This window comes from Nonomuraea sp. NPDC050790 (assembly GCF_044456745.1).
Taxonomy (GTDB): Bacteria; Actinomycetota; Actinomycetes; order Streptosporangiales; family Streptosporangiaceae; genus Nonomuraea.
In genome coordinates, this window is sequence record NZ_JBITGF010000006.1 from 301524 (window position 1) to 314732 (window position 13209).

Consider the following 13209-nt stretch of genomic DNA (forward strand, 5'->3'; position numbering starts at 1 on the left):
CAATAGGAGACAGGCCCAAGGACAGAGGAGTTCGTCATGAGCACACCCGCCGAGATCGCCACGCTGTTCGTCGAGGCGTTCGCCCGCCGCGACGTGGACGCCATGGCCGGCCACCTGGCCGACGACGTCGTCTTCGAGAGCCCGCGGGGCACGATCGAGGGCGCCGCGCCCGTCCTGGCCGCGATGGGCCAGTTCGCCGAGGTGGTGGCCGGGGTGCAGATCCTGTCCGTGCTGGGTGACGGTGAGCAAGCCATGATCATGTACGACATGGTGACCGGCCCCTTCGGAACCCTGCGCGCCGCCGACCACCTCGTGATCAGGGACGGCAGGATCGTCTCCGACCGGCTCGTGTTCGACACCTACGAACTCCGCAAGGCCACGCCATAGATCGAGCCGCGGAACCGGCCCCTCCGGGCGGGGTATGGCGGGCCTCATCTCCGGCCGCGGTCTGGGTCGTTCTGCTTCAGGCGGCGGGCACGCGTTCGTGGTCGGCGCCGTCGAACGGAGGGTAGTGGTCGGCGGCCGTCTGACCGGCGGCGTCGATGTAGTCGGCGAGGGCGTTGCGGGACTGCGCCAGGCGCTCCATCTGCTCGTCCAGCCGGCGCAGCCGTGAGCGCATCGCGGCCAGCAGCTCCGGGCAGCCGAGCAGTTCCGGGGCCTCACCCACCGCGCACGGCAGCAGGTACGCGATGTCGTCCGACGACAACCCGGCGCCGAGCAGGTGCCGGATCTGCCTGACCCGCAGGACCGCGCCCTCGTCGTAGTCGCGGTAGCCGTTGGCGCCGCGGGTGGCCTCCAGCAGGCCCTGGGCCTCGTAGTAGCGCAACTGGTGGGCGTTCACGCCCGTGCGGCGGCTGAGTTCCCCGATCAGCATCGCGACCTCGCTTGACCTTCACACCGGTATCAACGTTGACGATTCTGCCATGGACCTCGAAAACACCACTTCAGTGACCGTCATCGGGCTCGGGCTGATGGGACGGGCGCTCGCCGCCGCGTTCCTGAAGGCCGGGCATCCCACCACCGTGTGGAACCGCACCCCGGCCAGGGCCGCCGACCTGGTCGCCGAGGGCGCGCACCTGGCGCCGACGGCCGGTGCGGCGCTCAAGGCGAGCGACCTGACGATCATCTGCGTCACCGACTACCAGGCCATGCGCGAACTGCTCGGCGAGGACGGGATCGAGCCGGGCACCAGGCTCATCAACCTCACCTCCGGCGACTCCGCCCAGGCCAGGCAGGCCGCCCGCTGGGCCGAAGAGCGCGGCGCCCGCTACCTGGACGGCGCCATCATGGCCATCCCGCCCGCGATCGGGACGCCCGAGGCGGTGATCCTGCTCAGCGGGCCTCAGGCGGACTTCGAGGCGCACAAGCCGGCGCTCGACGCGCTCGGCACCGCCACCTACGTGGGCGCCGACCACGGGCTGGCGTCCCTGTACGACGTGGCCGGGCTGTCCATGATGTGGAGCGTCCTCAACGCCTGGCTCCACGGCACCGCCCTGCTCAGGACGGCCGGGGTCGACGCCGCGGCGTACGCGCCGTTCGCCCGGCAGATCGCCGTCGTGGTGGCCGAATGGCTGCCCGGGTACGCCGCGCAGGTGGACGCCGGCGCCTTCCCCGCCGAGGTGTCGGCCCTGGAGACCGACGCCCGTGCCATGGCGCACCTGATCGACGAGAGCGAGGCGGTGGGCGTCAACGCCGAGCTGCCCCGGTTGTTCAAGGCCATCGCCGACCGGGCGATCGCCGCGGGGCACGGCGCGGAGCAGTACCCCGTGCTGATCGAGGAGTTCAGCAGGCCCCACGGCGGCTGAGCGCTCAGCCGGCGGCCGTCCCGTCGGGCCCGAGCAGCTCGAACCCGACGCTGCGCAGCCACAGCGCCAGCACGTCGCCGAGGTGCTGGCGTTCGAGCCGGTAGTGGCGTTCCCGACCCGCCATCGCCACCGAGATCAGGCCCGCGTCGACCAGGACGCCCAGGTGGCGGGTGGTGGTGGGCCAGGAGTGGGTGAAGCGGGCGTTGAGCTCGCCGGCGGTCATGGACCCGTCGCGGGCGGCCAGCACCTGGAGGATGTGGCGGCGCGCGGGGTGGCCGAGCGCGCCGAACACCGCGTCCAGTGCGTCGAGTTCGCGCCGCCCGCGCGCTGGTTTGCCCGGTTCGCTCACCGGGGGGCGAGCCGGCGCAGGTTGAGGAACTCGAACGGCGGGCGCCCGGCCCGGCTCTCGCACAGCGGGCCCATCGACTCCCAGACGCCGCTGACGAGGGGATGGGTGTGGGCGCGGGCGGAGGCGTCCTCGTCGATCCAGTCGAAGATCTCGATGACCAGCGGGCCTTCGAGGTCGCGCTCGGCGCCGAGGTAGACGTCCGGCTCGCGGTCGGTGACCAGTTCCAGGTCACGCAGGATGGTCCGGTGATCGTCGAGGACCTTCAGGAAGTCGTCTTCGTGGCCCGGCTTCACGCGGTAGCGCGCGATCGAGCTGATGGAGTCTGCCATGTGTCAATTATTAGCGAGTTAGCTAAATGAAGTCCAGCCTTAGGGGAATCGTAGGGCGAGCGTAAGTCCGTCCTTGCAGGCTGTGGGCACAGACAGAGAGCACGCAGGACGCAGAGGGAGCGGGAAGATGACGAGCAAGCTGATCGTCGGGACGTTCGTGTCGCTGGACGGGATCATGCAGGGGCCGGGCGGGGCGAGCGAGGACGAGTCGAACGGGTTCACGCGGGGCGGCTGGCTGCCGGCCCACGTCGACCAGGACTTCAACGAGATCATGGCGGAGGTCCTGGAGCAGTCCGACGGGATGCTGCTGGGGCGCAGGTCCTACGACATCCTCGCCGCCTACTGGCCGCACGTCTCCGACGAGGACGGCGGCGCCAAGATCAACAGCATGGCCAAGTACGTCACCACGCGCTCGCCCAAGGACGTCACCTGGAACAACAGCCACGTGCTCCAGGGCGAGGCCGCGCAGACCGTGGACGAGCTCAAGAAGAGCACCGACGGGGTCATCCTCGTACAGGGCAGCAGCGACCTGCTGCGGACCCTTCAGGAGGCGGAACTGGTCGACGAGTACCACCTGCTGGTCTTCCCCGTGGTGATCGGCGAGGGCAAGCGGCTGTTCGCCGAGGGGACCGTGCCCGCGGGGCTCAGGCTGGCCCAGTCGCGGGTGACGAGCACCGGGGTCGTCCACCTGGTGTACGAGTGGGCGGGCGAGCCCGTCTACGGAACGGTCGAGTAGCCGGGAATGTTCTCGGCCGGGGTGTGGTTACACAACCCGTAGCCGGTGTGTCCAGTGTCCCCGGGCCTCACCTACCGCCTTCGCGGACTACCGTTCGGCTGGAGCCGCGTTGTGCATTTCGCCGAGAGGCGACCTGCACGCCGTCTACTGAAGAAGGGCCCACGCCCAGCGTGGGCCCTTCTTCATGTCCTGCCACGCAATGCCCGGAGGATCTCCGGCCATGCCCTCTCCCCAAGTTCCGCGCCGCCAGCGCCCCGCGAACGCCACCGACGGCCACGCCCAGCCACCTCAAGCACCTCCGAGGGGATGCCGCCTCGGCCGGGGCAAGGGCGAGACCGCGCTCAAAGAAGGCCAAGAACGACGTGGGCGGCCCGTCGTCTGGACAGGCCGAGTATGGCCAGCCGCCGGGCGCCCGCCTCGGTCAGGAGGCCCGGGGCGGTGGTGAAGGTTTCCAGGGGAATCTCGCTGATTTGCGCGACTGGCCGGGTCCGCCGAACCACCGGATGGACAGAGCCGTCAGACCGTGTGCGGCCAGATGGCTTTCCATGGTCATGGATCTTATGAGGTGGATAGTGTCGGTTCGGGCAGAGAGGACGCGGGCGGGTTCATGAACGTCGAACGAGAGCAGGTCATCGCCTTCCGGCTGCGCCGGCACCAGTTGGACGAGCGGGGGACGCTGGCCGACGCCGCCATGACGGCGCCGCAGAACACGCCGCCTGGTTCGGCGGAGCTCGCGTTGCGCGCCAGGGCCGAGGTGAGCGCCGCCGAGGTGGAGGCGGCGATCGCCAAGCGGCGCACCCTGGTCCAGACGTGGAGCCTGCGCGGCTCGCCGTGCCTGGTGAACAGCGCGGAGCTGCCGCTGTTCACCCGCGGACTGCTGCCCGACGACGAGGAGTCGTGGCGGGCGCAGATGGCCGGGTTCCTGCCGATGCTCGACCAGATGGGCAGAAGCGCCAGCGCGACGATGGAGCGGGTGATCGAGGCCACCCGCGACGCGCTTGACGGCCGCACGCTGACCAAGCGGGAGCTGGGCAGCGCGCTGGCGCCCAGGCTGCCGGCGGAGTTCGCGCCGTGGATGGAGCCGGACATGTTCTCCTCGTTCAGCGCCATCCTCACGCGGGCGGCCGCGCTGACGGGGGAGTTCGCGATCGCGCCGCGCACCGGCCACGAGGCGTCGCTGACGCGGGTGGACCAGTGGCTGGCCTCGGTGCCGGTGGACAAGGACGCGCGGGCGGGGCTGGTGCGGCGGTACCTGCGGCTGTACGGGCCCAGCACCGTCGAGGACTTCGCCTCGTGGGCGGGGGTGAGCGCGCACTACGCGGCGCGCTCCTGGGCGAAGGTCGCGGGGGAACTGGCCGAGGCGGGCGGCGGGTTCGTGCTGGCCGAGGATCTGGCCGAGCTGAAGGGGGCCGAGCGGCCCAAGGGGATGCGGCTGCTGCCGCCGTACGAGCCGTTCCTGCAGTTGCGGGACCGGGACACGCTGGCGCCGGACCCCGGCCTGCGGCCGAGGATCTGGCGCAAGACCGGCAACCCCGGGGTGATCCTGCTGGACGGCGAGCCGGCCGGGCTCTGGCGGCAGCAGAAGAAGAACAACAGACTGGTGATCACGGTCGAGGGGGACGTGGATCGGGACGCGGTCGCGGCGGAGGCCGCGCCCTATGCGGAGTTCCGCGGGTGCGCGGAGGTGCTGGTCATCCGGGGCTGACGTACTGGCGCGGGCGCAGGGCGTGCGCCCGCAGGGCGGCCAGGGCGGCCAGGTGGCCGGTGGGCGTCAGCCGTACCACCAGCTCGTCGCCGAAGGCCAGGTCGAGTGCGGTGAGCTGACCGACCAGGTCGGACAGCGGGCGGGAGATGTCCTCGCGGCCGGTCGCCGGATGCCAGCCCTCGCCCCCCACGATGTCGGCCACGCGCGCGCTCAGCTCCTGCGGCGACATCACGCTGCCGTCGGCGAGCAGCATGAGCGCGGCCTCGCGCACCGACAGGTCGAACTCGTGGTCCACGCGGGACAGCAGCAGCGCGGTGGCGGCGGCCCACATCTCCTCGGGCGAGCGCAGCAGGAGGCGGCCCTCCTCGGTGATGGTCAGCCTGGCGCCGTCGCGCAGCAGCGCGCCCAGGTCGTGCTCGGCCACCTCGCGCAGGCGCAGCGCCTCGGGGGAGGGCGCCAGGCGCAGCGGCAGGCTCTCCGAGGCGGCCAGGGTGAGCAGGCGGTGCAGCGCGGGCAGCGGCTGGTGGGGGATCGGGGCGTGCAGGCGTACTTCGAACGGCTGCGCCAGCTCCCGCCGCGCCGGGCCGCGGCCCAGGACCCAGCGGTTGAGCCGTTCGCCGTGCACGCGGTTGAGCCAGCTGTCGCCGCCCAGCTCGGCACGCGGCTCGGTGAGCCAGCGGCGGGTGAGCGCGACGCGGTCGATCTCCTCGCCGGACAGGATGGCCAGTTCGAGCGCGGCGGAGCAGGCCACGTGGGCGCCCAGCTCCTCCGGGCCCATGATCATGCTCCAGCGCAGGTCGGCGACGTCGGGAGGGAGCACGCCCGTGGCTTCGAGCGCCTCCTGGTAGGCGGCGGTGCCGGCGTCCTCGCCGTCGCGGGCGTAGGTACGCAGGATCTGGGCCGTCGTCGGGGAGTCACACAGGGCGGCGTAGCGCTCCAGGCCGCCCAGGGCCAGGAGCCTGCCGAGCGAGCGGGCCAGCCGCTCGTGGTCGCCGCCCACCTTCAACGGCAGCGTGTACCAGAGGAACTCGCACACATCGAGCTGGGTCACCGTCTCCAGCGGCTCCCCGCCCGTCAGCCACTCGACTGCGGTCCTGGCGTCTTCGGCCAGGTCCGGCTCGGAGCGCTCCAACTCGGTGAGAAGCGCTGTGACATCCGGTGCACTCATGCCTCGAAGTTTGCCGTATGGACCCCAGGCCTGACGATGACCGAATCCGGTGCGTATTGGGTCGTGCACAGTGGCTACCCTATGAATTCATCCGATTGGGGCTGCGACGAGGGTCAGATCCAGCGGTTGTCGAAGAGCATGCGCGCCTTCCACTCCGCGTAGGGGATCACATCGGCGGTCAGGATGGGGTGCAACCACCAGAAATTCACCAAAGCCAGCAAGGCGAACGCGCCGACCGCGGCCGCCCCGACCGTGCGCCGCATCGGCAGCGGGCCGCCGGGCGGCGCCGCCGGGCCGATCAGCAATCCGGCACAGAGCGTGATGGCCAGCACCATGAACGGCACCATCGGGATCGCGTAGAAGAGGAACATCGTCCGGTTGTCGGCGATCGCGTAGTAGAACCACGGCAGCCACCCCACCGCGTACGCCAGCAGCACCGCACCCGCCCGCCAGTCGCGCGAGGCGACGTACCAGGCGATCAACGCCACCAGCGCGGCCAGCGCCCCGAACCAGATCACCGGCGTGCCCACGCCGAGCACCGCCTCCGAGCAGTCCTTGACGCCGCAGCCGGTCTGCTTGCCCTCGTAGTAGAAGGCGACGGGGCGCAGCAGCAGCGGCCACTGCCACGGCTCCGACTGGTAGGGATGCGTGGACTCCAGCCCGGTGTGGAAGCCGAGCACCTGCACCTGGTAGGCGAGCCACGACTTGAAGGAGTCGACGACGAAGTAGAGCGGCCCGGAGGAGGTCGCCTGCGCCCAGTTACGGCCGTAGCCGCCGGCACTGGCGAACCAGCCGGCCCAGGTGGCGATGTACGTCACCGCGGGCACCAGGGCCACCGCGCCCAGCCAGGTGGGCACGTCCTTGCCGAAGGCCCCCGCGTACGGCCGGCGCAGCCCGACCGCCCGGCGCGCGCCCATGTCCCAGATCAGCGACATGATCCCGAACGCGATGAGGAAGAAGATGCCCGACCACTTGACCGCGCACGCGGCGCCCAGGCACACGCCCGCGGCGATCCGCCACGGCCGCCAGCCCAGCCAGGGCCCCTCCGGCGTGAGCGTCGAGGTCTCGTACCAGTCGACCAGCCGGCCGCGCATCTTGTCCCGGTCGACGACCAGGCAGGCGAACCCGGCCAGCACCCAGAACATGAGGAAGATGTCCAGCAGCGCGGTGCGCGAGAGCACGAAGTGCAGGCCGTCCAGGGCCAGCAGCAGGCCGGCGAAGCAGCCGAGCAGCGTCGAGCGCGTCATCCTGCGCGCCAGCCGGGCGATGACCAGGATCGACAGCGTGCCCACGATGGCGGCGGCGACGCGCCAGCCGTACGGGTTCATGCCGAACAGCCACTCGCCGAAGCCGATCATCCACTTGCCGAGCGGCGGGTGCACGACGTAGGAGGCGCACTTGTCGAGCGCGTCCTGGGCGCATTTCTGCCAGATGTCGGTGTTGCCGGCGATCAGCGCCTTGTCGGCGTCCTTGATCGCGGTCTTCTCCACGCCCCAGGTGATCAGCGAGAAGGAGTCCTTGGCGTAGTACGTCTCGTCGAACACGACGGCCTTCGGATGGCCGAGGTTGATGAAGCGCAGCACCCCGCCGAACACCGCGATCAGCAGCGGCCCCACCCATCCCCAGAGCACGCTGCCGCCCATCGGCGGGACCAGGCGGTCACGCAAGGACCGCGGCTGCGGCTTCTTGGGATCGTCCACGGCCAGGTACTGGAAATCGGTCACGGCCATTCGGACATCGTACGGGCCCCAAGCCGTGGAATAGATAAGAAACACGGTGCAATCGGGGTGCCCTGCGACAATGTCCGGGTGACTCAAGACGGCAAGTTGGTGCTGGCAGGAGCCCCGATCGGGCAAGCGGGAGACGTTTCTCCCCGGCTGAGACAGGCGCTTGAGAGCGCCGACGTGATCGCGGCCGAGGACACCAGAAGGCTGCGCAGGCTGGCGAACGACATCGGCGCGGAACTCACCGCCCGCGTCGTGTCCTACTACGACGCCAACGAGGCCGGGCGCGCCCAGGAACTGGTCGAGACGCTCAAGGAGGGCCGCACGGTCGTCGTCATCACCGACGCGGGGATGCCGGGCGTGTCGGACCCCGGCTACCGGCTCACCCACCTGGCCGTCGAGGCGGGCGTCACCGTCACCGCGCTGCCCGGTCCGTCGGCGGTCACGACCGCGCTGGCGATCTCCGGCCTGCCCAGCGACCGCTTCTGCTTCGAGGGCTTCCCGCCGCGCAAGGGCGGCGAGCGGGCGCGCCGCCTGGGCGCGCTGGCCCAGGAGGAGCGCACGATGGTCTTCTTCGAGGCGCCGCACCGCCTGGCCGGCTCGCTGGCCGCGATGGCCGCCGCCTTCGGCCCCGACCGCCCCGCCGCGGTCTGCCGCGAGCTCACCAAGACCTATGAGGAGGTACGGCGCGGCGGCCTGGCCGAGCTGGCCGCCTGGGCCGAGGGAGGCGTCAAGGGCGAGATCACGGTCGTCGTCGCCGGTCACACGGCCGAGGCGGGCGAGCGGGACATCGAGGAACTGGTCGCCGAGGTCGACCGCAGGGCCGAGGCGGGAACCCAGCGTAAGCAGGCCGTCGCGGACGTCGCCAAGGAGGCCGGCATTCCCAAACGAGAGCTGTATGACGCGGTTCACAGGAGATCTCCAACGCCATAGGGTGCGCATCGTGAAGAACTGGGGGGTTTCCGCGGAGCGGCTCGTTCCGCCGATGCAGGAAGGCGCGCTGTGGGGCTGGCTCGGCCCCGTCCTCGTCGCCGCCTTCGGCGGGGTGCTGCGGTTCTTCCGGCTGGGCGATCCGCACTCCGTGGTCTTCGACGAGACGTACTACGTCAAGGACGGCTACTCCCTCCTCAGGTACGGCGTCGAGCGCACCTTCCTCGGCGACGCCAAGAACCCGATCGCCGACCAGCGGCTGATCACCGGCAACCTGGACATCTTCAAGCAGTGCGCGGAGTCGTCGGAGTGCGCCAGCTACGTCGCCCACCCGCCGCTCGGCAAGTGGATGATCGCGCTCGGCGAGTGGATGTTCGGCATGACGCCGTTCGGCTGGCGTTTCATGGCCGCGGTCGCCGGCACGCTGTCGATCCTCATCCTGGCCCGCGTCACCCGCCGGATGACCCGCTCGACCCTGATCGGCTCCCTCGCCGGGCTCCTGCTGGCCCTGGACGGCCTGCACCTGGTGCTCTCGCGCACCGCACTGCTGGACATCTTCGTGATGTTCTGGGTGCTGGCCGGGTTCGCCTGCCTGGTGGCCGACCGCGACCACGCGCGGCGGCGGCTGGCCGACTGGTACGAGCGCTCCCGGCTGTCCGATCAGGGTCCGCGCCTCGGGTGGCGGCCCTGGCGGATCGCCGCCGGGGTCTGCCTGGGCGCGGCCTGCGCGGTCAAGTGGTCGGGGCTGCCGTTCCTGCTGGCGTTCTTCCTGCTGGCGTTCGTGTGGGACATGGGGGCCAGGCGGGCGGTGGGGCTGCGGCAGCCGTACCGGGGGGCCTTCGGGCTCGATCTCGCGCCCGCGATGGGCGCGCTCGCCGCGGTGCCCGCCGCGGTGTTCACGCTCTCGTGGACGGGCTGGTTCGTCTCGGCGCACGGGTGGGGGCGCAACTGGGAGCAGGCGACCTCGTCGGGGCCCGTCTTCTTCGTGCTGGACACGGCGCGGTCATGGGTGAAGTACCAGCTCCAGGTGCTCGGCTACCACACCGGGCTGGTCGAGGGGCATCCCTACCAGTCGAAGCCGTGGGACTGGCTGGTGCTCAACCGGCCCGTCTCCTTCCACTACGAGGGCGACCTGCCGGGCTCGGCGTGCGGGGCCGACAAGTGCTCGCAGGCCGTGCTCGGGGTCGGCACCCCCGCCCTCTGGTACGCGGCGCTGTTCGCGCTCGTCGCGCTCGTCGTCTGGTACGTGGCCACGCGCGACTGGCGGGCCGGGGCGGTGCTGCTGGCCTACGCCGCGGGCTGGCTGCCCTGGCTGTACTACTGGCTGGCCGACAAGCGCACCATGTACCTGTTCTACATGGTGCCGCTGGTGCCGTTCATGGCCATGGCGCTCGCGCTGGTCGGCGGGCTCGTGCTCGGCAGGCAGGACGCGCCGCCGATGCGGCGGGCCGGGGGCGGCGCGGCCGTCGGGGCGTTCACACTGGTCGTGCTGATCAACTTCTGGTGGCTCTACCCGGTCCTGTCGTCGGAGACGATCACGCACGCTCAGTGGTGGGCTCGGATGCTGATGCGCTCGTGGGTGTGACCGCCTTCTTCCGCCTGACGCCGTGGCGCAGCGTGATCGCCGCCGCGATGCAGGCAAGGGGTACGGCGGGCAGCACGTAGCGGTAGTCGAACTCCGCCGTGGCGGCCGGTGCCAGGAGCAGCCCGAACGCCGCCAGCCACGGCAGCGCCACCGGTCCGCCCCAGGCGCGCCAGCGGACGGCCACGCCGTACAGGCCGATCAGGAGGATGCCGCCGAGCATGATGCCGCGCAGGTAGAACACCTTCTGGTAGCCGCTCATGATGTCGGCCCACGGGCTGACGATGCGGGTCTCCGGCGGGCCCTGCTCGTAGGAGTAGGCGTCGGTGTCGGTGCGGCCCTGGTAGGAGGGCCAGGTGGGCAGGCGTTTCGGCTTGCCGTTGACGAGCTCCTGATAGGGCCGGAACTCGTACATGTTGTAGGTGGAGGTGTCGGGGAAGCGCGGGCGGCCCCAGTGGAAGGAGCGCAGGAAGTCCTTGCCGACGACCCGCAGGTAGTCGCCGGGCTGGGACAGGATCGCGCGCGTGGCGAACTTGCTGGCCGCGTCGTTCTTGACCGACTCGAACGTCTTGCCGCCCAGGCGGTGCAGCGGCTGGCCGTACTCCGAGCGCCACAGGTACCACTGGGCGTACTCGGGGCGCTGGCCGACCGGCTCCTCGATGCACAGCAGCGCGATGTCGAGCTCCTTGCGCGGGTCGATGTTCATCTTCGAGCAGTCGGCGAAGATGGCGGTGCGCATGTAGAGGATGAGCCCGTCGCTGTTGGTCATGGCGAATTTCCCGAACGCTGTGGAAAACCAGGCCATGTAGCAGAGCACCGGGATCGCGCAGGCGGTGACCATGGCCACGATCGGCCGCCACCCGACCCGCTTCACCAGCATGTACGCCACGACCAGTGCCAGGATCGGCAGCCCGATCGAACGCGTCAGCCAGGTCAGCGCCAGCAGCACCCCGACCAGCGCGCCGATCTTCCACGACATCCGCCGGTGCCACAGCACCAGCGTGATCACGCCCACGACCAGCAGCGTGAACATGGCGTCGGACATGATCAGCTGCTCTAGCTGGATCTGGTACGCGTCGAACAGCACCGGGGCGGCCGCCAGCGTCGCGCCCCAGGTCGGCAGGTGGAACCTGCGCCGCAGCAGCGCGTAGATCAGCACCGCCGCGGCCAGGCCCATCACGTGCTGCGTGAAGGTGACCAGGGCGAAGCTGTGGAACGGCTTCAGCGCCAGCAGCCAGAATCCGTAGCCGTCCGGCCTGATCGGGTGGGGCCTCGGGTGCAGGGCCACCGAGACGTACTCATAGGAGTCGTTGAACCACATCGCCGGGCCGTACCCGAGCATGGTCACGAGCCGCAGCAGCCCGCCCACGGCGAGCGCTGCGGCGAACACCCGATGACGGCGCAGGAACGAGCGCAGACGCGCGGTTCGGCCACCGGCGGAGTCGTCCACTGGGGTTATCTCCGCGACGCTCACCATGGCAACAAGAATGCCAGGCGTTTTTCGGACTTGACCCGAGCATGGGTGGGCAGACGGCATGATGGTGTGCTGGATGTGCCGTGACTGGAAGGGCTACGACGTGGAACTGACGGTGGTCATGCCTTGCCTCAACGAGGCGGAGACCGTGGAAGTCTGTGTCCGCAAGGCGCTTGCGTGCATGGAGGAGCACGGGATCGAGGGCGAGGTGCTGATCGCCGACAACGGCAGCACCGACGGTTCCCAGCAGTTGGCAAGGGACGCGGGCGCCCGCGTGGTCCACGTCGACGCGAAGGGCTACGGCAACGCGTTGATGGGCGGCATCAGGGCCGCGCGCGGCAAGTACGTCATCATGGGCGACGCCGACGACTCCTACGACTTCACCGGCCTGCTGCCCTTCGTCGAGCAGTTGCGCGAGGGCGCCGACCTCGTCATGGGCAACCGGTTCAAGGGCGGCATCGCCCCCGGCGCCATGCCCCCGCTCCACCGCTACCTCGGCAACCCCGTCCTGTCGTTCGTCGGGCGGCTGTTCTTCCCGAGCGCCATCGGCGACTTCCACTGCGGCCTGCGCGGGTTCAGGCGCGAGTCCATCCTGCGCCTCGGCCTGCAGACCGGCGGCATGGAGTTCGCCAGCGAGATGGTCGTCAAGTCCACGCTCCAGGGGCTCGACGTGCGCGAGGTGCCGACCACGCTCTCGCCCGACGGCCGCTCCCGCCCGCCGCACCTGCGCTCCTGGCGCGACGGCTGGCGCCACCTGCGCTTCCTGCTCCTCTACAGCCCGAAGTGGCTGTTCTTCATCCCCGGGCTCGCGCTCATGCTGGTCGGCCTGATCGCCGGCACCGCGCTGACCTTCGGCCCGGTCCGGATCGGCGAGCTGGCCTTCGACGTCGACACCCTGGTCGGCGCGTCGGCCATGGTGGTGATCGGCTTCCAGGCGGCGTTGTTCGCGCTGTTCACCAAGGTGTACGCGGCGGAGGAGGGCTTCCTGCCCGAATCGCCACGGGTGCGCAAGCTGATCAGCATCGTGACCCTGGAGAAGGGCCTCGTGGCCGGCGGCCTGCTGGCCCTGGCCGGTCTGATCGGACTGGTGATGTCGCTGGTCCACTGGCAGGTGCGCAGCTTCGGCGAGCTGGACCCGCGCGAGTCGCTGCGCCTGGTGGTCCCGGCCGCCACGGCGTTCATCATGAGCTTCCAGACCATCTTCGCCTCGCTCTTCATCAGCATCCTGGGCATCAGGCGCACCCGCGAGAACCCGATCGACTACGCGGCCAAGGCTGCCGAGGAGGCCGCCGAGGCGGTCACCCGCGAGGACTCCACCACCCGCTGACACATGGCCGATACACGGCCGAGGCGGAGCGGACGCGCGCGTACGGCACCATAGGGGTGTCGATGTAACGCGTGGTTTGG

General features: G+C 70.5%; 13 protein-coding genes. 7 read left to right on the top strand and 6 right to left on the bottom strand.

Annotated features, from left to right (window positions below; all coding sequences use genetic code 11):
• The first annotated feature begins 36 nt into the window (after positions 1-36).
• Positions 37-387 carry a nuclear transport factor 2 family protein gene (locus ACIBEJ_RS30750; RefSeq protein WP_397186355.1) on the top strand — a complete coding sequence of 117 codons (351 nt, stop codon included), beginning with the start codon at positions 37-39 and terminating at the stop codon, positions 385-387.
• Positions 388-463: 76 nt separating this feature from the next.
• On the opposite strand, the gene ACIBEJ_RS30755 is transcribed toward ACIBEJ_RS30750, so the two are convergent.
• On the bottom strand, positions 464-874 hold the full coding sequence (locus tag ACIBEJ_RS30755) for a MerR family transcriptional regulator (RefSeq protein ID WP_397186356.1): 411 nt from the start codon (positions 872-874) through the stop codon (positions 464-466).
• A 49-nt stretch (positions 875-923) separates the two neighbouring features.
• Between ACIBEJ_RS30755 and ACIBEJ_RS30760 the strand changes: the two genes are divergently transcribed.
• Entirely contained in the window at positions 924-1805 is an 882-nt protein-coding gene (locus tag ACIBEJ_RS30760; RefSeq protein ID WP_397186357.1) for an NAD(P)-dependent oxidoreductase, read from the top strand.
• Between the two features lie 4 nt (positions 1806-1809).
• On the opposite strand, the gene ACIBEJ_RS30765 is transcribed toward ACIBEJ_RS30760, so the two are convergent.
• Both ACIBEJ_RS30765 and ACIBEJ_RS30770 read right to left on the bottom strand, forming a co-directional pair.
• On the bottom strand, positions 1810-2154 hold the full coding sequence (locus ACIBEJ_RS30765) for an ArsR/SmtB family transcription factor (protein ID WP_397186358.1): 345 nt from the start codon (positions 2152-2154) through the stop codon (positions 1810-1812).
• Positions 2151-2483, bottom strand: a complete 333-nt coding sequence (locus ACIBEJ_RS30770; protein ID WP_397186359.1) for a putative quinol monooxygenase — start codon at positions 2481-2483, stop codon at positions 2151-2153. The genes ACIBEJ_RS30765 and ACIBEJ_RS30770 overlap by 4 nt, the downstream gene beginning before the upstream one ends.
• A gap of 127 nt (positions 2484-2610) precedes the next feature.
• Here ACIBEJ_RS30770 and ACIBEJ_RS30775 point away from each other — a divergent pair, with 127 nt between their 5' ends.
• Both ACIBEJ_RS30775 and ACIBEJ_RS30780 read left to right on the top strand, forming a co-directional pair.
• Positions 2611-3219, top strand: coding sequence for a dihydrofolate reductase family protein (locus ACIBEJ_RS30775; RefSeq protein ID WP_397186360.1), 609 nt, complete (start codon positions 2611-2613; stop codon positions 3217-3219).
• 607 nt (positions 3220-3826) lie between these two features.
• Entirely contained in the window at positions 3827-4924 is a 1098-nt protein-coding gene (locus ACIBEJ_RS30780) for a winged helix DNA-binding domain-containing protein (protein ID WP_397186361.1), read from the top strand.
• On the opposite strand, the gene ACIBEJ_RS30785 is transcribed toward ACIBEJ_RS30780, so the two are convergent.
• Entirely contained in the window at positions 4911-6092 is a 1182-nt protein-coding gene (locus ACIBEJ_RS30785) for a hypothetical protein (protein WP_397186362.1), read from the bottom strand. The genes ACIBEJ_RS30780 and ACIBEJ_RS30785 overlap by 14 nt on opposite strands.
• 113 nt (positions 6093-6205) lie before the next feature.
• Positions 6206-7822 carry a dolichyl-phosphate-mannose--protein mannosyltransferase gene (locus ACIBEJ_RS30790; protein ID WP_397186363.1) on the bottom strand — a complete coding sequence of 539 codons (1617 nt, stop codon included), beginning with the start codon at positions 7820-7822 and terminating at the stop codon, positions 6206-6208.
• 78 nt (positions 7823-7900) lie between these two features.
• Here ACIBEJ_RS30790 and rsmI point away from each other — a divergent pair, with 78 nt between their 5' ends.
• Positions 7901-8749: a 16S rRNA (cytidine(1402)-2'-O)-methyltransferase gene (rsmI, locus tag ACIBEJ_RS30795; protein WP_397186364.1), complete on the top strand. Its 849-nt coding sequence runs from the start codon at positions 7901-7903 to the stop codon at positions 8747-8749.
• Positions 8750-8759: 10 nt separating this feature from the next.
• On the top strand, positions 8760-10331 hold the full coding sequence (locus tag ACIBEJ_RS30800) for a dolichyl-phosphate-mannose--protein mannosyltransferase (RefSeq protein WP_397186365.1): 1572 nt from the start codon (positions 8760-8762) through the stop codon (positions 10329-10331).
• Here ACIBEJ_RS30800 and ACIBEJ_RS30805 read toward each other — a convergent pair.
• Positions 10282-11805: a hypothetical protein gene (locus tag ACIBEJ_RS30805; protein ID WP_397186366.1), complete on the bottom strand. Its 1524-nt coding sequence runs from the start codon at positions 11803-11805 to the stop codon at positions 10282-10284. The genes ACIBEJ_RS30800 and ACIBEJ_RS30805 overlap by 50 nt on opposite strands.
• A 100-nt stretch (positions 11806-11905) precedes the next feature.
• Between ACIBEJ_RS30805 and ACIBEJ_RS30810 the strand changes: the two genes are divergently transcribed.
• Complete coding sequence (locus ACIBEJ_RS30810) at positions 11906-13129, top strand: glycosyltransferase family 2 protein (protein ID WP_397186728.1); 1224 nt, start codon at positions 11906-11908, stop codon at positions 13127-13129.
• Positions 13130-13209: the final 80 nt, after the last annotated feature.